Below are 23,624 nucleotides of genomic sequence, written 5' to 3'. Positions count from 1 at the left end.
CTCTCTTCTCTTGGATGTCGTGCGTTGCGGGTTCAGGAGGGGGTGATACGGAACGAGGTGAACGCGGCCGTGCCCGCCGGGCCGCCCGCGCCCGAAGGGGCGGCGGCGAACAGACCGAGCAGGGCGCCGACCCAGCGCCAGGGCGTGGCGGCGAAGACCTGCCCGCTCACCACGAAGCCATCGGAGCCCTCGGCGCCGTCGTCGACGGAGTACGAGAAGCGGCAGCGGGCCCCCGACAGCAGGTCGATCCGCAGCCTCACGCGGCTGCTTGGGACCGGCCGGGACGACGCCGCGTCGCGCTCGCGGTCGGCGTTCAGAGGGGCGAAGCGGTGCACGAAACGGACCGTGCCGTCCGCCTCGCGGTGCAGCCCGATCCAGCTGTAGGCGTCGCCGAGCACCACCAGGCCGGCCCGGGCGCCCGGCTCCTCGCTGTCGAGCCGCAATTCGACCTCGACGCTGGCCGGGTGCGCGGGCGGCCGCTGCGTCAGGATGTGCGGCATCGTGCGGAGGTCGTCGATGCCCTCCGTACGACCGCAGTTCAGCCGCAGTCCGTCGCCCCCGTGCTGGGTGGCCCAGCCGTCCCGGGGATTGGCGGTCCACTGCCACTGGCGCCCGAACCGCCCGCCCGGGAAGTCGTCGGCGACCGCGGGCGCGGAGACCGGCTGAGGCGGCAGCGCCGGCTTGGTGTGGACGCGGACGGGAGCGCCCGCGTCCCCGAGCACCGGCCAGCCGTCCTCGTCCCAGCGCATCGGCTGGAGGTGGACGAGCCGGCCGTACGCCCCGCACTGCTGGAAGTGCACGAACCAGTCCTCGCCACCGGGGGTGCGCACCCAGCCGCCCTGATGCGGGCCGTTGACGTCGGTGTCGCCCTGCTCCAGGACGACCCGTTCCTCGTACGGGCCGAAGAAGTCACGCGACCGCAACGCCCCCTGCCAGCCGGTCGCCACGCCGCCGGCCGGGGCGAGGATCCAGAACCAGCCGTCGTGGCGGTACAGCTTGGGCCCTTCGAGGGTGAACCACCCAGGGATCGTGTCGGCGTCGACGATCGTCCTGCCCTCGTCGAGGAGACCACTGCCGTCGGGGCTCATCCGGTGGCCGGTCAGCCGGTTGTTGACGCCCGAACGGGACTTCGCCCAGCCGTGCACGAGATAGGCCTCGCCGGTCTCCTCGTCCCACAGGGGGCACGGATCGATCAGGCCGCGACCCGCCTTGACGAGCTGCGGGATGCTCCACTCTCCGCGCACGGAAGGGGAGTTGGACTGCCAGATGCCGTGGTCCGGGTCGCCCCAGAAGATCCAGAACCGGCCGTCGTGGTGGCGCAGCGAGGGCGCCCACACACCGCCGTCGTGCCGGGGCGAGGCGTACGCGGCCTCCGGCAGCAGGCGGTCCAGGGCATGTCCGACGAGCGTCCAGTTGACCAGGTCGCGGGAGTGCAGGAGCGGAAGGCCGGGGGACCGGCCGAAGCTGGAGGCGGTGAGGTAGTAGTCCTCGCCGACCCGCAGCACGTCCGGGTCGGACCAGTCGGCGGCCAGGATCGGATTGCGGTACGTCCCGTCGCCGAGGTCCCCGGTCGGCAGCGCGGTCGCGGTCACGCCGTCACCGCCTTGCGCACGAGGGCAGCGGCCGCGTCCCGGTCGAGCCGCCCGTCGGCCACGACCGTCACCACCCGCCGTACCACCGCCGCACCGTCCGTGACCGTCAGCCGGTCGGCGAAGGCGAGGGAGGAGCCCACACCCGGATACTCGGCGGCGCGCACGAACCACGGGTCGCGCCGGGTCTCCTCCGTGGCTCCGGCGAAGATCAGGGTCCAGCCCTGGCCCGCGAGCGCGACCCAGTCGGCCGCCCGGCCGTGGACGGACCGCTCGCCCTCCGCGTCCGCGCCGAACACCTCGGGGGAGGCGCCCTCCAGGGGTGCTCGCCAGAAGAACCCGCCGTAGGCGGCGCCGGGGCGCCCGTTGGTGGCGGGGCTGCCGATGGACAGCTCCTCGCCCGACACATTGGCGAGGGAGAAGGTGAAGTCGAGTGCCCACGCGGAGTCGGTGAGCGCCGTGGCCGAGACGGTCCGGTGCTCCCGCAGCAGGGTGCGCTCGCCGGCCACCCAGACCAGCTCCTCGACGAAGCCGTCCGGATCGCGGAGCTTGAACCCCTCGTGCCGCTGGACGCCGTGGTTGTCGAGCGCGACCGGCCCCTGGTCGCGGACGAAGGTGCGCCCGCCCCAGAAGTTGAACCCGGCGACATCGGGGACGGCGACCCCCGCCCCCAGGTGGTGCGGATGGTCTGCGGGCAACTGCTCGGTGACCTTGGCACCCGCCAGGGTGGAGACAGGGTGCAGATAGGGACGGGGGGAGTGGTCGGCCGCCAGGTCGGGGCGCAGGACGTAGCGGGCGACCGCGCGGCCGGCGCAGCGCAGCACCATGGGTTGGTTCATCGGGCATCCGCCTTCGGGGTCAGGGACCAAGGGGGAGCGAGCTCGGAGTAGAGGCTGAGGGTGTCGGCGCTCGCGGCGACGAGCCCGTCGACACCGGGGACCACTCGGCGGGATGCGCCCTCGCCCGGCTCGATGCGCCAGCAGTCGCCCGGCAGCTCCACGGGGTCGGGTGCGGTACGGATCGCCTCGACGACCCGCATGAACGCGCCGGTCTCCTCGGGCGGCACGCACAGCGCCTCGCCGTCGGTCAGATGGGCGACCAGGTTCTCCAGCAGATCGGTGCGGCCGTAGACGGTCTCCACCGGGCCGTGGCCACCACGCTGGAGCAGGACCCGGTCGTCCTTGTACCAGAGCGTGATTCGGCCGCGCGAGCCGTGGACGATCACATACGGCTCGGAGGCGGTCTCGGCGCAGAGCGTCGCCGCGACCGTGACCTGCGTGCCCTGCGCGGTGACGATCCGGACGCTGGAGGTGTCGTCGGACTCGATGGCGTTCGCGCGCAGCAGCTCCGTCTCGATGTGCTCGACGTCCTCCGCCCGGGTGCTGCCCGCGAGTGCGAGCGCGGTGGCGACGGCATGGGCGAGCGGGTTGGTGAGCGCCCCGTCGACCACGTCCACGCCGTCGAGGCGCCGGTGCCCCGCCCAGGGGGCGCGCCGGAAATACGCCTCGTCCCGCACCCATGCCCCGGCTCCTCCGACGCCGAGGAGCTCACCGACGGCGCCCTCCTCGATGAGCCGGCGGATCGCGGGGACGGCGTGCGAGCCGAGCGACTGGAAGCCGATCTGGCAGGCCACACCGGCCTTCGCGACCCCGTCCGCCATCCGGCGGAACTCCGCGTACGAAGGGGCCGGCGGCTTCTCCAGGAGCACATGGGCCCCGTGCCGGGCAGCGGTCAGCGCCAGGGCGGTGTGCGTCTGGATCGGCGTGCAGATGACAGCGATCCGTGCCCCGGTGGAGGCGAGCAGCGCGTCGAAGTCGGAGGACTGCTCCGGCGTACCGAAGCCGTCCAGCTCCTCGGCGTCCAGGGGGCGCAGCTCGCAGACGCCCGCGAGGCGCACCAGGCCGAGCCGTTCGAGCCGGTTGATGTTGACCAGGTGCGAGCGGCCGTGACCGCGGGCCCCCGCGAGGACCACGGGCAGCGGGGTGCGTACCTCGCTCATCCCTTCACCGCCCCCGCGCTGAAGCCGGTGACCAGCCACTTCTGGATGAAGGCGAAGACGATGACGACCGGCACGGCCGCGATCACACCGCCGGCGGCGAGCGCTCCGAGGTCGACGCTGTCTGCGCCCATCAGCGTGTTGAGGCCGACCGGGATGGTCTGCTTGTCCTGGCTGCTGAGGAACATCAGCGCGAAGAGGAAGTGGTTCCAGGAGTGGACGAAGGCGAAGGAGCCGACGGCCACCAGGCCCGGCCGCAGCAGCGGGAGCACGACGATGCGGAAGGCCGTGAACCGGCTGCAGCCGTCGACCCAGGCCGCCTCCTCGAGCGAGTACGGCACGTTCTTGATGAAGCCGCTGATCAGGATCATCGACAGGGGCAGCTGGAAGACCGTCTCCGCGATGATGACGCTGCCCAGCGAGTTGATCATCCGCAGATTGGCGAAGATCTGGAACAGCGGCACGAGCAGCAGCGCACCCGGCACGAACTGGGAGCACAGAAGGGCCAGCATGAAGCCCTTCTTGAGCTTGAAGTCGAAGCGGGCCAGGGCGTAGCCGCCGGCGAGCGCGACGACCGTGGTCGTCACCAGGGTGGCCAGGCCGATGAGCAGGCTGTTCTGGAAGAAGGTCGCGAAGCTGCGCTCGTTCCACACCTTCTCGAAGTGCTCGGTCGTCATCGGCCAGGGCACCAGCGAGGTGGAGCCCGCCGGGCGGACGGCGAAGAGCAGGACCCAGTAGAAGGGGACGAGGGTGAAGAGCAGATAGATGCCCAGCGGGAGGTAGATCTGCCAGCGGGGGACCTCGTCCCAGGCGCGCCGCCGCCTGCGGCTCGCGGACGGGGGCGTGGCCGGCGGCGGTGGCGTCTGGGCCGAGGGGCCCGCGGCCGTGTCGGGGGTGGTGACCTCGACTGTCACTTGCTCTCGCCTCCGAACTTGCTCAGGCGCAGATAGACCATCGAACAGAAGAGAAGGATCACGAACGCCACCGTCGTGAGGGCGGAGGCGTAACCGAAGTTGTGGGCGTCGACACTGGTGTTGGCGATGTACAGCGGCAGGGTGGTCGTCTCGCCCGCGGGACCGCCGCCCGTCAGGGTGTAGAGCAGGTCGACGTTGTTGAACTCCCACACCGCGCGCAGCAGCGTGGACAGGATGATCGCGTCCTTCAGGTGTGGCAGTGTGATGTGGAAGAACTGCCGCAGCCGGCCCGCTCCGTCGACCTCGGCCGCCTCGTACAGGTCCTTCGGTACGGACTGGAGGTCGGCGAGGATGAGGATCGCGAAGAAGGGGACCCCGCGCCACAGGTCGGCGACGACCACCGCAGGGAAGACCGTGGCGGTGTCCGAAAGCCAGGACGTGCCGTACTCGCCGATCCCCATGTCCGCGAGGTAACGCGTGATGCCCGTCTGGGAGTTGTAGAGAAGCACCCAGATCGCGGAGGTCAGCACGCCGGAGACCGCCCAGGGCGAGAAGACCAGGGCCCGGCCCACCGCGCGGCCCACGAACGTCTGATTGACGATCAGGGCGAGCGCCAGCCCGAACAGCAGCTGGAGGGTCACCTCGACGGCGACCCACTTCAGCGAGAAGGTCAGCGTCCCCCAGAAGTGCGGGTCCTCGGTGAAGATGCGCGTGAAGTTGTCGAAGCCCGCGTAGCCGTTCCGCCAGGGCTTGGTGGGGTTGTAGTGCTGGAGGCTGTAGTAGAAGACGCTGAGCACCGGGTAGGCGATGAAGCCCAGCATCAGCAGCCCCGCGGGGGCGATCAGGAGATACGGCAGCCGGCGTGGCGTCGCTCCCGTGCGGCGTCGCCCAGGTGCCTTGGCGGCCTTGGATGGTGAGGTCACAGCTGAGGCCATGACGGCGGCTCCGATCTTGGCGTGAAGCGCTTCGCAGACAGTGTTCGAAATACCGAACGCGTACGGAGGGGGAGGTGCGGTCGGCCCGCCGGGATCAGCCGGCGTAGGGGTCCGGGGTCGTCCCCGGCCTGGCCAGGAACTCGAAGTCGCAGCCCGTGTCGGCCTGGGAGATCTGCTCCATGTAGAGCGCGCCGTAGCCGCGCTCGTACCGCGCGGGTGGAGGCGTCCACGCCCGCCTGCGCTGCTCCAGCTCCTCGTCCGAGACCTCCAGACGAAGCGTCCTCGCCTCGACGTCGAGCGTGATGACGTCCCCCGTACGCACCAGCGCGAGCGGCCCGCCCACATACGACTCGGGTGCGACATGCAATACGCACGTGCCGTAACTCGTGCCGCTCATCCGGGCGTCGGAGATCCGCACCATGTCCCGTACCCCCTGCTCCAGGAGATGGCGGGGGATCGGCAGCATCCCGTACTCCGGCATCCCCGGACCGCCCTTCGGGCCCGCACCGCGCAGCACCAGCACATGGTCGGCGGTGATGCCGAGTGCCGGGTCGTCGATGGTTCGCTGCATCGTGCGGTAGTCGTCGAAGACCACCGCAGGACCTGTGTGCTTGAGCAGGTGGGGCTCGGCGGCGATGTGCTTGATGACCGCGCCGTCCGGGCACAGGTTGCCACGCAGCACCGCGACCCCGCCCTCGGTCGCAAGCGGCCGTTCCCGTACCCGGATCACCTCGTCGTTGTGAACGAGGGCGCTGGCGAGCTGCTCCCGCAGCGTGGCGTGCGAGACCGTCGGCCGGTCGAGATGGAGCAGATCCGTCAGACGGGAGAGGAAGGCGGGCATCCCGCCGGCGAAGTGGAAGTCCTCCATCAGGTACTGCCCGCCGGGCCGCAGATTGGCGAGCACCGGCACGGTCCTGGCGATCCGGTCGAAGTCGTCCAGGGTGAGCTTCACCCCCGAGCGCCCGGCCATCGCGATCAGATGGATGACCGCGTTCGTCGAACCACCGAGGGCCAGGACGGCCGCGACCGCGTCCTCGTACGCCTCGCGGGTCAGGATCCGTGACAACCGCAGGTCCTGCCGTACGAGTTCCACGATCCGCATCCCGGAGGCGGCCGCCATCCGGTCGTGGCCCGAGTCGACCGCCGGGATCGAGGACGCCCCCGGCACGGTCACACCGAGCGTCTCGGCCGCGGCCGTCAGCGTGGACGCGGTCCCCATGGTCATGCAGTGACCCGGGGAGCGGGCCAGACCGCTCTCCAGCTCGGCCATCTCGCAGTCGCCGATCAGACCCGCCCGCTTGTCGTCCCAGTACTTCCACATGTCCGTGCCGGAGCCGAGGGTCTCCCCCCGCCAGTGGCCCGGCAGCATCGGCCCCGCGGGCAGGAAGACGGTGGGCAGGTCCACGCTGGCCGCCCCCATGAGCAGCGCCGGTGTGGACTTGTCGCACCCGCCCATCAGCACCGCACCGTCCACCGGGTAGGAGCGCAGCAACTCCTCGGTCTCCAGGGCGAGAAGGTTGCGGTAGAGCATAGGGGTCGGCTTCTGGAAGGTCTCCGAGAGCGTGGAGACCGGGAACTCGAGCGGGAAGCCGCCGGCCTGCCACACCCCCCGCTTCACGGCCTGCGCGCGGTCGCGCAGATGGACGTGGCAGGGGTTGATGTCCGACCAGGTGTTGAGAATCGCGATGACCGGCTTGCCGAGGTGCTCCTCGGGGAGATAGCCGAGCTGACGGGTGCGGGCGCGGTGGCTGAACGAGCGCAGACCGTCCGTGCCGTACCACTGATGGCTGCGCAGCTCCTCGGGCGAACGGCTCATGCCGGCCACCCGGAGGCTATGGAGGCGACCTCGGCCCGCTCGGACTCGGGCAGTTCACGGGAGGGCGGACGGACATCACGACGGCACAGTCCGAGGACGGCGAGCGCCTCCTTGACGACCGTGACGTTGTCGGCGCTGGAGTGGGCGGCCCGCAGCTCCTCGAAGCGGCGGATCTGTTCCCACACCTTCATCGCGGCCGGGTAGTCACCCGCCCGCAGCGCCGTGAGCATCTCCAGGGACACAGATGGGGCGACATTGACCAGGCCCGAGGTGAAACCCGTCGCGCCGCTCGCGAAGTAGGACGGTGCGTACGGCTCGGCGAGACCCGCGACCCAGACGAAGCGGTCGAGGCCCGCGTCCCGGGAGAAGGCGGCGAAGCGGGAGGCGTCCGGGACGGCGTACTTCACCCCGATGACGTTCGGGCACAAGGCGCCGAGCTCGGCCAGACGTGCTCCGCTCAGCTGGGCGTTGCGGATGTAGGGGACGATGCCGAGCTCGGGTACGGAGTCGGCGATGGCTCGGTGGTAGTCCACCCAGCCGCTTTCGGAGACGTACGGATGCACGGGCTGATGGACCATCAGCATCGCGGCACCCGCGTCACGGGCGTGCCGAGCGGCCTCGGTCGCGGTGGGAATGTCGTGTCCGACGCCCACCAGGACCGTGGCACGGTCGCCCGCCTCCTGAACGGTCAACTCCGTTACCAGGCGCCGCTCTTCGGGAGTGAGGGCATAGAACTCGCCGGTGTTGCCGTTCGGCGTGAGCGTCCGTACGCCGCCGTCGAGCAGCCGGCGCAGCAGCGTGCGGTGCGCGGCCGTGTCGAGGGAGCCGTCCTCGGCGAAGGGGGTCACGGGGATGGCCACGACATCGGCCAGCGCGGCCTTCATGGACTCGAAGGCCATGGTCACTCACTCTCCTGCGGGAAGGCGCGTTCGACGAACGAGGCGATGTGGTCGTGGACGGCCCGACCGGCGCCGTCGACGTCTCCGGCGACGGCCAGGCGCAGGATCTCCTCGTGCTCGGCGGCCTCCCGCTCCCAGGAGGGAACGGCGGCCCACGCCACGGTGGAGACCAGAGCGGCCTGGTCGCGGACCTCGTCGAGCATCCGGCCGAGCAGCGGATTGCCGCACGGGACGTAGAGCGCCCGGTGGAAGTCCCGGTTGGCCAGCGACCGTTCGGCTGGATCGTCTGCCGCGGAAGCTCGGTGCAGGGCCTCCCGTGCCGTGTCGAGCGGGACCGCGGAGGCGACGGTACGCCGTACCGCCTCCGGCTCCAGAAGCAGACGCACGTCGTATACGGCACGCGCCATGTCCGCGTCGACCATGCGGACGGTCGCGCCCTTGTACTGACTCATCACCACGAGTCCACTGCCCGCGAGGGTCTTCAGCGCCTCGCGCACCGGGGTCTTCGACACCCCGAAACGAGCGGCGAGTTCGGTCTCCACCAAAGCCTGGCCCGGTCTCAGCCCTCCGGTCAGGATGTCGTGCTTGATCGCCTCCAGGACGTACTGGGTGCGGGAGGGTATCGGGCTCGGGGCGAAGGCCATGGGCGCTCTCAGATCTCGTGTATCGCGTCTCATATATGACGTACGAAGTGCGGTGCGCATGAAGTTAGGGCTACCGCTGTGTGTCGTCAATGGGTTGCGCGGTACTTTCGGAAAGCGCTTTCTCGAATCGCCGACCGAACCTTCGAACCGTCAGGGGTCCCTGGTGCGGGGCTTGATGGCCTCGTCGCTCAGGATGACGCGGGAGCGGCCGGGGGGACGACCGCGACCGGGCAATGGGCGTGGTGCAGGACGGCGTGGGCGACCGATCCCATCAGCAGTGTCTGGACCCGGTGCCTGTGGTGGCGGCCCACGACCACGAGCCCCGCCTTCCGTGATCCCTCGACGAGCCGGCCCGCCGCGTCCGACGGGACGACGACGGGAACGACCTCGACGTCCGGGTACTGCTCGGTGAAGGGCCGCAGCCGCTTCTCCTGGTTCCGCGAGGTCTCCTCGACGAGCTCGGGTGTCTCGTCCACGGGGATGGGTGGCGGCATTTGAAGTGCCGGTGCCGGCGGGCCGACCAGCATGATCGGCGAAGGTGGGAGCCGATATGCCGTCACCGCCTCCAGGGCCACGCCCCGTTGGCGGGCCGCGTGGAAGGCGAAGTCGAGGACCTCGTCGGAGGTCTCCTCCGGATGGAGCCCGAGCAGGATCCTGCCCGCCTCCGTGCCGCTCTCCAGCGAGGCGTCCCGCGCCTCGTGCGGCACGACGACGACCGGGCAGGGTGCGTGTGAGGCGAGGGCCCGGCTGGAAGAGCCCAGGAGCAGCGTCGCGAAGCCGCCGCGACCGCGGGAGCCGGTCACCAGGAGGCGTGCGGTTCGGGCCTCGGTCAGCAGGGCGTCCGGCACGGAGCCGTCGAGCGACTCGTACCGTACGGGCACGTTGGTGCCTTGCTCCTCGATCCACCGGCGGACGCCGTCGATGACGCTGTCGGGGATCTCGGTGGTCTCGCCGAGTGAGGCGATGCGCGCGGCCCCGAGCTGAAGCGCGTCGGAGCGCACATGTGCCACCACGAGCGGTGCGTCGATCTCGCGTGCGGTGCTCAGTGCCCACTCCAGGGCGCGGTGACTGTGTTCGGACCCGTCCACACCGACGACAACGGACTTTGCGCTCATAACGGGATTATTACCACTCGCCGATGGCGCCACGCCGGGAGGCGGCGGGGCGCGCGAGCGGGATGTCGCGGGGGAGAGGGGTCGGATGGCGCCCTCGGTGTCACGAGGTCGGCGCGCCCAGGTCGTAGCGCTCCTTGACCAGCTCCAGATGGATCCAGCTCTCCACCGCGCGCACCCCCGGCTCGGCGCGGATCGCGTCGAGGGTCGCCCGCACCGCTCCCAGGGACTCCGCCGTGACCGTGCCCACCAGCTCGGCCCGCCCGAGGCAGGCCGACAGGAACGTCACGCGCTCCCACCCGGCAAGGGCTCGTGCCACGGGCTCCCGCGCCCCCTCGATCCGGACGGCGAACCCGCACAAGTACCCGAGGCCCAGCAGTTCGGGGCGGACGAGCGCGAGGACCTTCACCACGCCTCCGTCCAGGAGGCGCAGAGTGCGGGCGCGGGTGGCGCCGGGGGAGAGGCCGACGCGCTCGGCGAGTTCGGCGAAGGGGAGGCGGCCGTCCTGTTCGAGGGCGTCGAGGATCCGCAGGTCCGTGTCGTCGGGAGCGGGGGCCGTCGGCTCGTCCGCCAGTAGGTACGGATCCTTGAGGTGGCGGGTGCCGATCAGGGTGTCGACCACCGCGACACCGGGCGTCGACCGCACGCGCTCGATGGTCCTTTCGAGGGCGTCGAAGCCCTCCGTGCGCAGCTCGGTCATGATGGCGCGCGGTCCGGCCGTCAGGCTGACGAAGGGTGCCTCCGGCAGGGCGGCGATCGCGCGGGCCACCGGCTCCGCGGCCCCGTCCACGTCGATCGAGAGATGGGCGGACGCGGTCAGTCCGCGGACCGAGGGATGGACGACCGCGACGACCCGGACCGCGCCCGACTCCAGCAGTCGTTGGACCCGCGCGCGTGTGGCGGGCCGGGACAGGCCGACGCGCTGGGCGAGCGTCTCGTAGGCGAGCCGCCCGTCGTCCTGGAGGGCGCGGACGACGGCCAGGTCGATGGGGTCCAGATCCACCCGCTGATCTCCTCGGCTCGATGGCCCGGGGCGGCGTTCGGGCCCGGGTCCGCAGTCATTCTCGGGTACCGGCGCGCGGCTGGGCCGCGTTCGTGACATGCGTCACGGGGCATCCGGTGCATCCGCTGGTGGACAGCATGACAGATGAATCGTAAGTTCGAGTCGTCGTCAACAGACGAATCAGCCGCACGAACGAGAAGGGGGCGGTGTGAACCAGCCCGTCGCCGTTTTCACCGACACCGATGACCTCGACCCCGCACCGGGCGTCCGTCTGCTGGAGGAGGCAGGCTTCGAGGTGCGCGTCGCCGGCACGCGGGACCCCGACGCCATCGCCGGGATCGCCGCGGACGCCGTCGCCCTGATCGTCGGCTACGCGCGGATCGACGCGGCCCTGCTCGACCGGCTGCCCGGACTGCGGATCCTCGCCACCATGTCCGCCGGATACGACATGGTCGACACGACCGAGGCTCGACGCCGGGGACTGTGGGTGGCCAACCTCCCCGACGCCGCGACCGAGGACGTCGCCGTCCATGCGCTCGCCTCCACGCTCTCGCTCGTACGTCGCCTCCCGCAGGCCGACGCCGTCGTCCGCTCCGGCGGCTGGAACGCCGACTTCGCCGGGCAGCGCCACCTGCCGCGCCGCGCGAGCGAACTGACCCTGGGCCTTGTCGGTCTCGGCCGGATAGCCCGTTCCTTCGCGGCGCTCGCCGCCCCCGTCTTCGGGCGGGTCGCCGCGTACGACCCGCACGCCGCCCCGGCCCACTGGCCGGCCGGCATCGCACGGTACGACGACCTCGGCGCCCTCGCCGCCGCGAGCGACGTCGTCTCCCTGCACGTCCCCCTCACCCGTGCCACCCGCGGCCTCGTCGACGGAGAGCTGCTCGGGCGACTGCGCCCCGGCGGCTTCCTCGTCAACGTCGCACGCGGTGAACTCGTCGACCCGGAAGCCCTGCTGACGGCCCTCGAAACCGGACGGCTGGCGGGCGCAGCCCTCGACGTCTTCCCCGTGGAACCGCCCCAGGCCGACGATCCGCTGCGCACCCACCCGCGCATCCAGCTCTCGCCCCACAGCGCGTTCCTGTCCGACACCTCGCGCCGCGCCTATGTGTGCGGACCCGCCGAGAACGTCCTCGCCTGGCACCGCACCGGCCGCCCGCTGACCCCCGTCGTGGACCCGACCGTCGCCCCCGCGCCCGTCGTGGACCCGACCGCGACCGCCCCCGTCGTCGTCCCGACCGCCCCCGCAGCCCCCGAAGGAGCCGCCGCATGACCACCGCAACGCCGACGAGGACCGCCGAGGAGCTCCGGCTGCGCCGCGAACTCGCCGCCGTCTACCGGCTCGTGGCCCACTTCCGGATGACCGACCTGATCTTCACCCACATCTCCCTCCGGCTGCCCGGACCCGAGCACCACTTCCTCATCAACCCCTACGGGCTGCTCTTCGAGGAGATCACCGCCTCCAACCTGGTCAAGATCGACCTGGCCGGGAACCCCGTCGAACCGACCCCGTACCCCGTGAACCCGGCCGGCTTCGTCATCCACAGCGCCATCCACGCCGCCCGCGCCGACGCGCACTGCGTCCTGCACACCCACACCAAGGCGGGCTGCGCCGTCGCCGCGCAGGAGCACGGGCTGCTCCCGCTCAACCAGATGTCGATGGAGTTCCACAACCGCGTGGGCTACCACGACTACGAGGGCGTCGCCCTCAACCTCGACGAACAGCGACGCATCGTCGCCGACATCGGCCCCCACCCGGCACTGATCCTCCGCAACCACGGCCTGCTGACCGTCGGCGAGACCGCCGCCCAGGCCTTCCTCCGCATGTACTACCTGGAGCGGGCCTGCGAGATCCAGGTCACCGCCCAGGCCGGCGGCGGCCCCCTGGTGACACCGCCCGCCGAAGTCTGCGAGTACACGGCCCGACAACTCACGGGCGAGGCCACGGCCGACTTCCAGGACGACGACGCGTACGAACTGGCATGGGCGGCCATGCTCCGCCTCCTGGACCGGACCTGCCCGGACTACCAGGACTGACGGTGCCGAGGGGCTCTCCGACGGCCCGTCCACCGATGAGAGGATGACCAGGACCGCAACAATAGGAAGGGGGAGGCGCATGGCTCTGCTCATCCTGTCCGGCGTCCTCGTGCTCGCCGTCGGAGGGTGCGTCTGTGTCGTGTGGGCGGCGCGAGGCGGCCCGCGCTGGGTGCGCGGTGTGGCCACCGTGACCCTGGCGGCCGGCCAACTGGTACGCCGCTCGGGCCGCACGAACAGCAACTCGAGCCTCGACCGCGGCGGCGACGCCGGCGAGTGACCGGTGCGCGGTCCTGAGACCGTGAGGCTCACCCGCGCGGTCTCGCGGTTGCGCTTCTCCGATCACATCCGTACCTCGGGTCCGGCCATACTGGTCCGCGGCGGGACCTGAGAGGCGGAACCATGAGTCAACAAGAGGCGCAGTACGACGTCTTGGTGTTCGGTGGCAGCGGCGTGGACACCGTGATCCGGGTCGACGCCCTGCCCGTCCCGCTCGCCGACTCGGTCCAGGTCGGTCCGATCGAGGAATGGGCCGGGCACACCGGGGGAAACGTGGCCCTCGGCACTCGCGCCCTCGGCCTCGAGGTCGCCCTGCTGGACTGCATCGGCGACGACGGGATCGGGGCACTCGTCCGTGCGCGCATGGCCGAGGGGGACGTCGAGTTCGCCCCCGTGATCTCGCCCGCCGGCACACGCCGCGCGGTCAACCTCGTGGACGTGACAGGGCGCCGGATGTCGTTCTACGACGCCAGGGACCCTGCCGACCTGCGGATGCCCCGGGAGTTCTACCTGCCCCGGCTGCGGCGCACGCGCCACGCACACCTGTCCATCATGAACTTCACGCGCTTCCTCTACGACGACATCGAGGCTCTGGGCGTACCCGTCTCCACCGATGTCCACGACTGGGACGGGCTCGCAGAGCACCACCGGGAGTTCGCCCTCCGCTCCGATCTCGTCTTCTTCAGCGCCGAGGGGCCGGGCGAGCGAACCCCGGACCTGATGCGGGAGATCCTGAGCGAGGGCCGCGCGCAGACCGTGGTCGCCACGGCGGGCGCCGACGGCTCGTACGTCCTCACCCGGGACGGCGACCCCACCCCGCGCCACGTCCCGGCAGTCGCCCCGCCCACACCCGTCGTCGACTCCAACGGCGCGGGTGACGCGTTCGTCAGCGGCTTCCTCTACGGCAAGCTCGCCGGCCGGGACGTGCTGGACTGCGCCCGCCTCGGCGCGGTGGCCGGCGCCTACGCCTGTACGGCCCCGGGCTCGACCGCCCTCATCACCTCCGACGCACTCCTGGCGGCCTCCCAGGGCTGACCCCCGCCCGGTGGACGGGGCGCCGGCCCCGCTCCCGTCCCGTCCACCGGGATCACGCCATCCGTTCGTCGTCGTGGGAAACGACTTTCGATGACTGCGGCGGCCTCGGGCCGGCCGCGATCATCGTCGTGAAGTCAACGACGAACGTGGAGTGCACCGTGGGTCTCGAGCAGTCGCAGCACCGCTTCCACATCCGCCAGAAGCTCACGCCCATGGCCAATCGATATGTGGTTCACGCGGCAGGACCCGACGGCGCCGACGGGGAGGTCGTCGCGTTCGCCCACCAGAAGAGGATGGCCCTCAAGGAGCAGATCACCTTCTACACGGACGAGTCCCAGCGGCAGGTCCTCTTCACCTTCCAAGCCCGGCAGATCGTGGATCTCGGCGCGACCTACGACATACGCGCCGCCTCGGGCAGCCCCGTCGGCACGCTCCGCAAGAACTTCGCCGCCTCCCTGCTGCGCAGCACCTGGCACATGAACCAGGAGGGCGCCGGTGCCGAGACCACCGGTGTGGAGCGCAACATGACCGTGGCCGTCGTCCGCAGGGTCTGGGACCTGATCCCGTTCGTCGACGTGCTGCCGTTCGCCTGGCCGTACCACTTCGACTTCGCGGCAGACGGCCGTCCGGTCATGTCGGTGAACAAGCAGTTCGGCCTGCGGGACCGCTACGTGCTGGAGATCGGCGACGCGCACCTCGATCGCCGCCTGGCGATAGCGCAGGCCGTCGCCCTGGATGCCCTGCAGTCCCGCTGACGCCGGTTCCCGGCCGCCGGGGGGCGGCCGGGAACCGGGACTCTCGGAGGGAGTGGGCGCGTCTACCGGAGGGACGCCTGGTGTATGGCGTCCGGGCCGATCGGCAGACCGGGCAGCGCCTCGGCACGCTGAGGCGCGACACCACGGGCGGACGCGGGAGCGTCACCGCGGGCGGGCGCGGGAGCGTCACCGCGGGCGGGCGCGGGGGCGCCGGACAGGGCCCCGTCGACGTGGGCGCGCAGCGCGTCGGTGACGGGGTCCGGCAGCGGACGGCCCTGGTCGTCGAAGCGCTGGTACTTCATGAGGTTGTAGCCGATGGCGACCTGACGACGGCCGTCCTCGGTGGACAGGGCCCATGTACCGGCGCCGAAGACACCTCCGTCATGCCCCCAGTACCAGCCGCCGCTGGGCATCTTGAGGGTGTAGATCCCCAGGCCGTAGCCCATCCTCAACTCCTCGCCCGGCTCCGTCTCGTACGCAGGGACGGTGGTCTTCATCGCGCGCAGCTCGGCCGCGCCGAGCAGCCGCCCCTTCAGCAGCGCGCGGTAGAAGTCGTTGAGGTCGCCCGTCGTCGAGACGAGGGCGCCGGCCGTGCCGGCCCACGACATGTCGTAGTCGCTGTAGTCGCGGGGCGGGTCGATGAGACCGAAGAACGACTCGTACATCTTGGCGTGCGGTCCCTGGATGGACGCGGTACGCGGGAAATAGGTGTGGCGCAGGCCGGCCTTGCGGATGACGTTCCGGGTGATGTACGCCTCGGCCTTCTGCCCGGTGACCCGCTCCAGGATCATCCCGGCCAGGATGTAGTTGGTGTTGGAGTACGAGTGCTTCCCGGGCTGCACGACGGGCGGGGCCGCGAGTCCCAGGCGGGCGAGTTCCTCGGGGGCGATGTGCCGCAGCCGGTTCTCGTCGAGGGTCTTGCCGGGGTTCTCGAGGATGCCGGGGAAGGCGGGCAGGACGTAGTCGGCGATGCCGCTGGTGTGGTTGAGCAGCATCCGCACGGTCACCTGGCGGCCCCGCTCGCCGGGCACGACGTCCGGAAGGTAGCGGCCGACGGGAGCGTCCAGGTCGATGCGTCCGGCCCCGACCTGCTGGAGGACGGCGACGGCCGTGAAGGTCTTGGTGATGCTGCCGACCCGGTGCTCGAGGTCCGGCCGCGCGGGCCGACGGGTGTCGACGTCGGCGAAACCGGTGGCGCCCCGCCACTGCGCGGAACCGTCGCGGACCGCCGAATAGGCGCCGTACATCCCCGCCTTGTGGAAGGCGTCGAGCGAGCCGCGCAGCGCCGCTCGGTCGAGACCGTGGCCGGGGAGGGCCGCCGCGACGGGGGACGCGGCCGTGGCGGAGCCGGGCTCGGCGGCGACGGCCTGTGCCGGTAACGCCGAGGCGGAGAGTGCTATCAGGGTGGCCGCGGCGACGGACGAAAGTCGGGCCCTGCGGGACGAAGACATGGGTGGATCCTGCTTCCCTCGTTCGAATGCGGTGGATTCATCCTCGGCCCGCGCGCTCGGCCCGACCTCCACCCCCGGGAGGATCTTGTGCACAGGAACCCTGTGACATTTGTCAGGAGTCCCGCTCACAGCCGGTGGATGGCACACTGACCGCTGATCGTCCCGAGGAGCCCCACGTGCCCATCATCCGCAACCTCCGGCGCACCGTCCGCCGCGCCTACCGTCGCACCGTCGACCTCAGCCACCCTGCGCGCTCGCCGCTGGGGACCGCGGTCGTCAACTGTGTGGTGTACGAGGACGGGGCGCGGCAGCGGGGGCCCTGCCCCGCGGAGGAGGCGGTCCGGCGGGTACGCAAGTCCGGCGACGGGTTCGTCTGGATCGGGCTGCACGAGCCGTCCGTCGAGGAGTTCGCCGGACTCGCCGAGCTCTTCGGGCTGCATCCGCTGGCCGTCGAGGACGCCGTACACGCCCATCAGCGGCCGAAGGTGGAGCGGTACGACCAGACGCTCTTCGCCGTGTTCAAGACGGTCCGCTACGTCGAGCACGAAGAGCTCACCGCGACCAGCGAGGTCGTCGACACCGGCGAGCTCATGGTCTTCACGGGTTCCGACTTCGTCATCACCGTCAGGCACGGCAGGCACGGCTCGCTCGGCCCGCTGCGCGAAGCGCTGGAGGCGGAGCCCGAACAGCTGGCCAAGGGTCCCGCAGCGGTTCTGCACGCCATCGCCGACCACGTGGTGGACGACTACCTCGCGGTCGCCGACGCCGTGCAGAACGACATCGACGCGGTCGAGACGGCCGTCTTCAGCGAGCAGTCGTCCCGCGGCGACGCCGGTCGCGTCTATCAGCTGAAGCGGGAACTGCTCGAACTCAAGCGGGCGGTGACCCCCCTCGACCGCCCGCTGCAGGCCCTCGCCGCGCAGCCGCTGGCGCTCGTCGGCCCGGACATACAGCCGTACTTCCGCGACGTCGCCGACCACCTCTCGCGGGTCACGGAACAGATCACGTCCTTCGACGCCCTGCTCGACTCGATCCTCCAGGCACATCTGGCGCAGGTGACCGTCGCCCAGAACGAGGACATGCGCAAGATCACGGCATGGGCGGCGATCATCGCCGTCCCGACGATGGTCTGCGGGGTGTACGGGATGAACTTCGAGCACATGCCGGAACTCCGCTGGACCTACGGCTACCCGATCGTCGTCGCCGCGATGGCCACCGCCTGCGTCCTCCTCCACCGCAGCTTCCGCCGCAACGGCTGGCTCTGACCCACCGGCGCCGGGGCCTCAGCCCTGAGACCGCAGAGCCGAGGTGTGCTCCCGGACCTGTTCGGGGGTGAGGTAGGCATCGGTGTACTCGAAGTCGGCCAGCGTCCCGGACCGGGACGCCAGGAACCCCGTACGCACGAAGTCGTCGCCGGCCACGGCGTTGAGCAGCCAGTTCGTCATCACACGCGTCTTCGCCACCTGGGTTCGCAGCGCCGCCCAGTGGTACGCGCGGGCGACCGCCTGGGCGGGCGTCCCGTGCAGCTCCACGCCGAGCGGCTTCGAGACGGCGTCCCGCCCGCCCAGATCCACGACCAGACCGAGATCCCGATGGAAGTAGGGGTACGTCTGCTCGCCCCGGAGGGTCGCCACGATGTTGTCGGCGACCTGCTTGCCCTGACGGTGGGCGTGCTGCGCGGTCGGCGGGCAGATCGCCCCCTCCTCGTTCCTGGCCAGGTCCGGTACGGCCGCGGCGTCGCCCAGGGCGTGCACCCCGTCCAGCCCGGGCACGACCATGTCCGGTGTCACCACGAGGCGGCCCCGCAGCGTCTCCGCGCCCAGTGTGCCGATCAGCGGGCTGGCGGCCACCCCGGCCGTCCAGATCAGGGTCCGGCTCGGCAGCACCCGCCCGTCGGTGAGCGTCACCGCGTCGTCGTCGACGGAGGCGACCGAGACGCCGAGCGAGACCTCGATCCCGCGTCGGCGCAGGATCTCCATGGCCGCGCCCCCGAGCCTGTCGCCGAGTTCCGGCATGAGCTTCGGGGCGAGGTCCACCAGATGCCACTTGATCTGCTTCGGATCCAGGCGCGGATACCGCTTGACCGCGTTGTGCGTGAGCCGCTGCAGGCACGCGGCCGTCTCGGTCCCCGCGTATCCGCCGCCCACCACGACGAACCGCAGCCGCGCCGCCCGCTCGGCCTCGTCCTGGCCCGCGTCGGCGAGATCGAGCTGGGCGATCACATGGTCGCGGATGTACACCGCCTCGGCGAGCGTCTTCATCCCCCGCGCGTGCTCGCTCAGACCGGGGATGTCGAAGGTCCGCGTCACACTGCCGGGCGTCAGCACCAGATGGTCGTACGTCTCGTTCACGAGCTCACCCGTGATCGTCCGGACGACACAGACTTTCGCGGCCGTGTCCACACCGACCGCGCCGCCCGGAATGATCCGGGTTCGGTGCCGCTCGCTCCGCCGCAGTGACAGCGCGACCGACTGCGGTGTCAGCACCCCCGCCGCCACCTGGGGGAGCAGGGGCAGATACAGCTGGTACGAGAACGGCGTGAGCAGCGAGATCTGCGCCTCCCTCGCGGTCAGCCGCCGCTCGAGTCGACGCACGCAGGCGACCCCGGCGAAGCCGGCGCCCACCACGAGGATCTTCGGTCGAGTCACGTGCCCGCCTTCCGGGTCGTCGGTCCTTGAGTGCTGACTAACCCCTCCGGCGGCGCGGGAACCCGGCCCGTCCGCCGAAGGGGTGACGGCAGCGCAGTGCCCGGAAAGAAGAGTGCACAGTGTGATAAAAGGGAAAAGCAGGGTGGGAGCCGAGAACGGAGCCGACGGCCGTGGGGAGACCCGAGGACACAGACACCACCGGACAGGCGCCGGCGTTCGGCGTCGCGGACTCCGTCGTCCTCCTCTTCGACGAGGGCGGGGTCGTCGTCGGCCGCCCGCACGCCGCGGAACGGCTCCTGGGCCACTCGCCCGAGGAGTTGCGGGGCAGGCACGTCGAGTCCCTGCTCGCGCCGATCGAGGTCGCACGCCTGCCCGCCATCGTGGAGCGCTGCACAACGGACGGCGGCTGGTCGGGTGTCCTCCTGGCACGTCACCGTGACGGCCGTGACATCGCCGTCGACGCCACCCTGCTGCCCCTGCCCGAGGACGCGACACCGGCGCGCTGGCTGGCCGTGGCCGCCGGAGCGGCACGGTCCCGCCAGTGGACCATGGGGCCCGCCCTGCTGGAACGGATGGTCACCGAGGCCCCCGTCGGGCTCGCGCTGGTCGACACCGAACTGCGCTGCCTATGGTCCAACACCGCGCTGGAGCACTTCGGCGGAGGCCGCGCCGACGAGCGCCGCGGCCGACGGCTCGCGGAGATCCAGCCCGGCCTCAACGCGGAGCTCGTCGAGTCGAAGATGCGCCAGGTCCTCGAGACCGGTGAACCGGTCACGGGGTACGAACACGTGGGCCGCACCCGGGCCGTTCCGGGCCGGGACCACGCCCATTCCATGTCGTTCATCCGGCTCGAGGACGACGACGGCCGCCCCCTAGGGGTCTGCTACGCGGTCGTCGACATCACCGAGCGCTACCGCGCGCGCCTCAGGCTCGCCCTGATGGCGCTGGCCAGCGAACACATCGGCCGCAGCCTGGACGTCATGGGGACCGCCCAGGACCTCGCCGACGTGGCGGTGCCCGGCCTCGCCGACTTCGTCGCCGTCGACCTGCTGGACTCCGTGATCCGGGGCGCCGAGCCGTCGCCGGGGTTGACCGCCGGTGCCAAGGCCGTGCGCCTGGTGCGCGCGGGGGCCCAGATGGCGTGCGCGGGCGCCTCCGAGGCGGTGGTGGAGCCGGGGAAGGAGGCCGCCTACCTGCCGTCGTCCCCTCAGATCGGCTGCCTGGCCCACGGCCGGTCCTGGATCGCCGCCCGGCTGGACGCCGCCGGCAGGGAGTCGGCCCTTCCGGCCACGGGGCCGGAACTCCGCGACAGTACGGGACCGGTCGCGACCGCGAGCCCTGGGGAGGCCACGACGGCCGCGCCGGCGGAGCCCCCGTCCGCCGACGCCGTACGCACCGCCCCCGCCGAGCCTGCGGAGCCCCCCTCCGCCGAACCCGTACCGTCCACGCCGGCGGAGCCGGCGCGGCCCCCGTCCGCCGACGCCGCCCGACGGCCGTCCACCGACCCCCTGGCGCACACGGCCATGGTCGTGCCGATCCTCGCCCCGGGCGTCACCCTCGGCGTGGCCACGTTCTTCCGCTCGCGGCGGGACGAGGTGTTCGACGAGGACGACCTGCGGCTCGCCGAAGGGCTCGTCGCCCGCGCCGCCGTCTGCCTGGACAACGCCCGCCGTTACGCCCGCGAGCGGGCCGCCGCGCTCGTCCTCCAGCGCAGCCTCCTTCCGCACGGCGTACCGCAGCAGGAAGCCGTCGACGCGGCCTCCTTCTACCGTCCCGCCGACGAACTCTCCGGCCTCGGCGGCGACTGGTTCGACGTCATCCCGCTCTCGGGAGCCCGCGTCGCCCTCGTCGTCGGTGAGGTGCCCGGGCACGGCATCGAGGCCGCCGCGACCATGGGCCAGCTCCGTACGGCCGTCCGGACCCTCGCGGACCTCGACCTGTCGCCCGAGGAACTCCTCGCCCACCTGGACGACCTCGTCCTCCAGGCGACACGGGAGGGGCGGGAGGCCGGCATCGGCGGCGAGGCCAACCTCGGGGCGGTCGGCGCCAGTTGCCTGTACGCGGTCTACGACCCCGTCAGCCTGCGCTGCGAACTCGCGAGCGCCGGTCACCTCGCGCCCGCCGTCGTCGCTCCGGACGGAACCATCGACTTTCCCGCACTGCCGCCCGGCCCGGCCCTCGGCATCGGAGGGCTGCCGTTCGAGTCCGTCGAACTGCCCCTGGCGGAGGGCACCGTGCTGGCTCTCTACACCGAGGGCCTGATCGCCGTGCCCGGCGCGGGCAAGGAAGGACTGGGCCGCGTCCTGCGGTCGCGGGACCTGCCGCTGGACGAACTCTGCCGCAGCGTCGTCGACGAACTGGCGCCCAGCAGGCCCTACACCGACGACGCGGCCCTCCTGCTGGTCAGGACCCGCAGCCTGGCGGCCGGGCAGGTCGCCGTGTGGGAACTGCCCGCCGAACCGGCCGTCGTGGCCCGCGCCCGGGTGATGACCGCACGCCAGTTGGCCGCGTGGGGGCTGGAGGAGCTCGCCTTCACCACCGAACTCGTCGTCAGTGAACTGGTCACCAACGCCATTCGCCACGCCTCGGGACCGATCCGACTGCGCCTCATCCTCGAACGCACCCTGATCTGTGAGGTCTTCGACGCCAGCAGCACCTCCCCTCATCTCCGCCACGCGCGCACCACCGACGAGGGCGGACGCGGCCTCTTCCTGATCTCGCAGTTCACCCGGCGCTGGGGCGTCCGCTACACAGGGGAGGGCAAGGTGATCTGGGCCGAACAGCCCCTGGACGGCGATCCTGCCGCGCCGGACACCGCCGCCCCGGAATGATCTTTATCCGATTGCCCGGCCCCCGGCCCCGTGCGAGGGTGTCCTGTCGCGCGGAGACACCGGCGACGACCAAGAGGGGGAGTTCCGCCTGTGCGTGCGCGTGCCGCCGAGGACATCGTGGTGACGAAGCAGGGATCGGTGCGGGGCACGGTCGTCGACGGGTTGCGCGTCACCCTGGGCATCCCCTATGCCGCACCGCCGTTCGGAGCCGGCCGCTTCCGGGAGCCGATGCCCGCCGAGGCCTGGGACGGAGTACGCGACTGCACCGGCTTCGGGCCGGTGGTGCCACAGTCGGCGGAGCTCCCGGGCGCCCCCGTCTGGCGCGCGGACCAGGAGGACGTCCTCACCCTCAACATCTGGTCCACGGCGGACACCTCGCAGCCGCAGCCCGTGCTCTTCTGGATCCACGGCGGCGCCTACACCTTCGGCTCGTCCGCCCAGCCCGACTACGACGGGACCGCCCTGGCGCGCGCCGGACTCACCGTGGTGACGTGCAACTACCGCCTCGGATTCGAGGGGTTCGGCCATGTCCCCGGCCTCCCCGACAACCGGGGACTGCTCGACCAGATCGCCGCGCTGCAGTGGGTCCGCGACAACATCTCCGCCTTCGGCGGCGACCCCGACAACGTCACGGTGGCCGGTCAGTCCGCAGGCGGCGGCTCGATCGCCTGCCTGATGAGCAGCGCGCGGGCCGACGGACTCTTCCACCGAGCCATCGCCCACAGCGTCCCCGACGCGTTCTTCCCGCAGGAGCTCGCCGAGCGCCTGGCCCGCGAGGTGGCCGAGGCCGCGGGTGTCGCCCCCACCGCCGAAGGACTGCTCTCCGCGATCCCCGGCGCTCTCGTCGAGGCGTCGGACCGGGTGGTGGCGCGGTACGCCGACGATCCGGACTCCGGTTTCCTCCACTACGACACCGTCCTCTACGGCCCCGTCCTCGACGGCGTGCTGCTGAGCCGGGACCCGGTCGAGGCCCCGACCTCCGACGGCGCGGCCCACCCCGTCGACCTCCTCGTCTGCCACACCACCGAGGAGTACTGGCTGATGCACCAGGTGGGCAGCATGCCGCCGGTCACCACGGACGACGGCCTCGCCCGGTTCGCCGCCGACTACGGCCTCCCCCCGGACCTCGTCGTCGCCTACCGCGACCTCATGCCCGGCGCGCCGGTACTCGACGTCCTCCTCGCCCTCGCGGGCGACGCGGTCTTCACCGTGCCCACCGTGCGCATCGCCGAGGCCCACGCCCGCGCGGGCGGCCGCACCTTCGTCTCCCGCTTCGACCGCCGCCGCACCCGACCCGACGGAAGTCCGGTGCGCGCCTGGCACGCGGCCGACGTGCCCTTTGCCCTGGGCACCCTGGACGCCACGGGCGTCGACTTCCTGACCGGCGGCCCCGCCGACGCCGACGACCGTGCACTGTCCCGGCGGATGGTCGACGCCTGGGCCGCCTTCGCGGCCAACGGAGACCCGGGGTGGGCCCCTCTCACCGACGCCGCCGCACCCGCCGTCCACGTCTGGGGCGTGCCCGACGACCGCACGGAGGGCGCGAGCGCCGCGCACGCCCAGTGGCACGACGTACGGATGGCCCCGCCGTCGTTCCCGTAGGGCACACGGGATAATCACGGGGCGCGGACGAAGCACCGCGCGGACGACAGAAACACGCGACAGGCCGGGCCCCGTGGTGGAGCG

General features: G+C 71.7%; 20 protein-coding genes. 8 read left to right on the top strand and 12 right to left on the bottom strand.

Annotated elements, in window-relative coordinates; all coding sequences use genetic code 11:
- Window positions 1–32 precede the first annotated feature (32 nt).
- From ACFC0D_RS09870 to ACFC0D_RS09825, 10 genes are all read right to left on the bottom strand, one after another.
- Entirely contained in the window at window positions 33–1,592 is a 1,560-nt protein-coding gene (locus ACFC0D_RS09870; RefSeq protein ID WP_376433031.1) for a family 43 glycosylhydrolase, read from the bottom strand.
- On the bottom strand, window positions 1,589–2,428 hold the full coding sequence (locus ACFC0D_RS09865; RefSeq protein WP_376433029.1) for a PmoA family protein: 840 nt from the start codon (window positions 2,426–2,428) through the stop codon (window positions 1,589–1,591). Before ACFC0D_RS09865 ends, ACFC0D_RS09870 begins: the two co-directional genes overlap by 4 nt.
- Window positions 2,425–3,588, bottom strand: coding sequence for a Gfo/Idh/MocA family protein (locus tag ACFC0D_RS09860; RefSeq protein WP_376433027.1), 1,164 nt, complete (start codon window positions 3,586–3,588; stop codon window positions 2,425–2,427). Before ACFC0D_RS09860 ends, ACFC0D_RS09865 begins: the two co-directional genes overlap by 4 nt.
- Window positions 3,585–4,499, bottom strand: a complete 915-nt coding sequence (locus tag ACFC0D_RS09855; protein WP_376433025.1) for a carbohydrate ABC transporter permease — start codon at window positions 4,497–4,499, stop codon at window positions 3,585–3,587. The genes ACFC0D_RS09860 and ACFC0D_RS09855 overlap by 4 nt, the downstream gene beginning before the upstream one ends.
- Window positions 4,496–5,434 (bottom strand): carbohydrate ABC transporter permease, encoded by a 939-nt coding sequence (locus ACFC0D_RS09850; protein WP_376433022.1) that lies wholly within the window; start codon window positions 5,432–5,434, stop codon window positions 4,496–4,498. The genes ACFC0D_RS09855 and ACFC0D_RS09850 overlap by 4 nt, the downstream gene beginning before the upstream one ends.
- A 94-nt stretch (window positions 5,435–5,528) precedes the next feature.
- Window positions 5,529–7,250: an L-arabinonate dehydratase gene (gene araD, locus ACFC0D_RS09845; RefSeq protein WP_376433020.1), complete on the bottom strand. Its 1,722-nt coding sequence runs from the start codon at window positions 7,248–7,250 to the stop codon at window positions 5,529–5,531.
- Window positions 7,247–8,149: a dihydrodipicolinate synthase family protein gene (locus ACFC0D_RS09840; RefSeq protein WP_376433018.1), complete on the bottom strand. Its 903-nt coding sequence runs from the start codon at window positions 8,147–8,149 to the stop codon at window positions 7,247–7,249. The genes araD and ACFC0D_RS09840 overlap by 4 nt, the downstream gene beginning before the upstream one ends.
- Window positions 8,150–8,151: 2 nt before the next feature.
- On the bottom strand, window positions 8,152–8,793 hold the full coding sequence (locus tag ACFC0D_RS09835) for a GntR family transcriptional regulator (protein ID WP_376433016.1): 642 nt from the start codon (window positions 8,791–8,793) through the stop codon (window positions 8,152–8,154).
- 188 nt (window positions 8,794–8,981) lie between these two features.
- The gene (locus ACFC0D_RS09830) at window positions 8,982–9,908 is read right to left on the bottom strand and encodes a universal stress protein (protein WP_376433014.1); all 927 of its coding nucleotides are present in this window, start codon (window positions 9,906–9,908) and stop codon (window positions 8,982–8,984) included.
- A gap of 100 nt (window positions 9,909–10,008) precedes the next feature.
- Window positions 10,009–10,908 carry an Lrp/AsnC family transcriptional regulator gene (locus ACFC0D_RS09825; protein WP_376433012.1) on the bottom strand — a complete coding sequence of 300 codons (900 nt, stop codon included), beginning with the start codon at window positions 10,906–10,908 and terminating at the stop codon, window positions 10,009–10,011.
- 208 nt (window positions 10,909–11,116) lie between these two features.
- On the opposite strand from ACFC0D_RS09825, the gene ACFC0D_RS09820 reads away from it, so the two are divergent.
- The 5 genes from ACFC0D_RS09820 (at window position 11,117) to ACFC0D_RS09800 (ending at window position 15,008) form a co-directional block, all read left to right on the top strand.
- Window positions 11,117–12,178, top strand: coding sequence for a C-terminal binding protein (locus tag ACFC0D_RS09820; RefSeq protein WP_376433010.1), 1,062 nt, complete (start codon window positions 11,117–11,119; stop codon window positions 12,176–12,178).
- A complete protein-coding gene (locus ACFC0D_RS09815; protein ID WP_376433008.1) occupies window positions 12,175–12,942 on the top strand; it encodes a class II aldolase/adducin family protein in 768 nt (255 codons plus the stop codon). Before ACFC0D_RS09820 ends, ACFC0D_RS09815 begins: the two co-directional genes overlap by 4 nt.
- Window positions 12,943–13,021: 79 nt before the next feature.
- Window positions 13,022–13,219 (top strand): hypothetical protein, encoded by a 198-nt coding sequence (locus ACFC0D_RS09810; RefSeq protein ID WP_376433006.1) that lies wholly within the window; start codon window positions 13,022–13,024, stop codon window positions 13,217–13,219.
- A 122-nt stretch (window positions 13,220–13,341) separates the two neighbouring features.
- Window positions 13,342–14,253: a carbohydrate kinase family protein gene (locus ACFC0D_RS09805; RefSeq protein ID WP_376433004.1), complete on the top strand. Its 912-nt coding sequence runs from the start codon at window positions 13,342–13,344 to the stop codon at window positions 14,251–14,253.
- A gap of 158 nt (window positions 14,254–14,411) precedes the next feature.
- Window positions 14,412–15,008 (top strand): hypothetical protein, encoded by a 597-nt coding sequence (locus ACFC0D_RS09800; protein WP_376433111.1) that lies wholly within the window; start codon window positions 14,412–14,414, stop codon window positions 15,006–15,008.
- A 62-nt stretch (window positions 15,009–15,070) separates the two neighbouring features.
- On the opposite strand, the gene ACFC0D_RS09795 is transcribed toward ACFC0D_RS09800, so the two are convergent.
- Complete coding sequence (locus ACFC0D_RS09795) at window positions 15,071–16,459, bottom strand: serine hydrolase domain-containing protein (RefSeq protein WP_376433002.1); 1,389 nt, start codon at window positions 16,457–16,459, stop codon at window positions 15,071–15,073.
- Window positions 16,460–16,635: 176 nt separating this feature from the next.
- Between ACFC0D_RS09795 and ACFC0D_RS09790 the strand changes: the two genes are divergently transcribed.
- Window positions 16,636–17,724, top strand: coding sequence for a magnesium and cobalt transport protein CorA (locus tag ACFC0D_RS09790; RefSeq protein ID WP_376433000.1), 1,089 nt, complete (start codon window positions 16,636–16,638; stop codon window positions 17,722–17,724).
- 18 nt (window positions 17,725–17,742) lie between these two features.
- Here ACFC0D_RS09790 and ACFC0D_RS09785 read toward each other — a convergent pair whose 3' ends face one another.
- Window positions 17,743–19,107, bottom strand: a complete 1,365-nt coding sequence (locus tag ACFC0D_RS09785) for an NAD(P)/FAD-dependent oxidoreductase (RefSeq protein ID WP_376432998.1) — start codon at window positions 19,105–19,107, stop codon at window positions 17,743–17,745.
- A gap of 170 nt (window positions 19,108–19,277) precedes the next feature.
- Between ACFC0D_RS09785 and ACFC0D_RS09780 the strand changes: the two genes are divergently transcribed.
- Window positions 19,278–21,938 (top strand): SpoIIE family protein phosphatase, encoded by a 2,661-nt coding sequence (locus tag ACFC0D_RS09780; RefSeq protein WP_376432996.1) that lies wholly within the window; start codon window positions 19,278–19,280, stop codon window positions 21,936–21,938.
- Between the two features lie 90 nt (window positions 21,939–22,028).
- Window positions 22,029–23,540 (top strand): carboxylesterase/lipase family protein, encoded by a 1,512-nt coding sequence (locus ACFC0D_RS09775; protein ID WP_376432994.1) that lies wholly within the window; start codon window positions 22,029–22,031, stop codon window positions 23,538–23,540.
- Window positions 23,541–23,624 lie beyond the last annotated feature (84 nt).

This window comes from Streptomyces sp. NPDC056222 (assembly GCF_042264065.1).
In the GTDB taxonomy this organism is placed as follows: Bacteria; Actinomycetota; Actinomycetes; order Streptomycetales; family Streptomycetaceae; genus Streptomyces.
The sequence above is the reverse complement of the archived record's forward strand: the minus strand, read 5'-3'. Positions and strand labels throughout refer to the sequence as shown.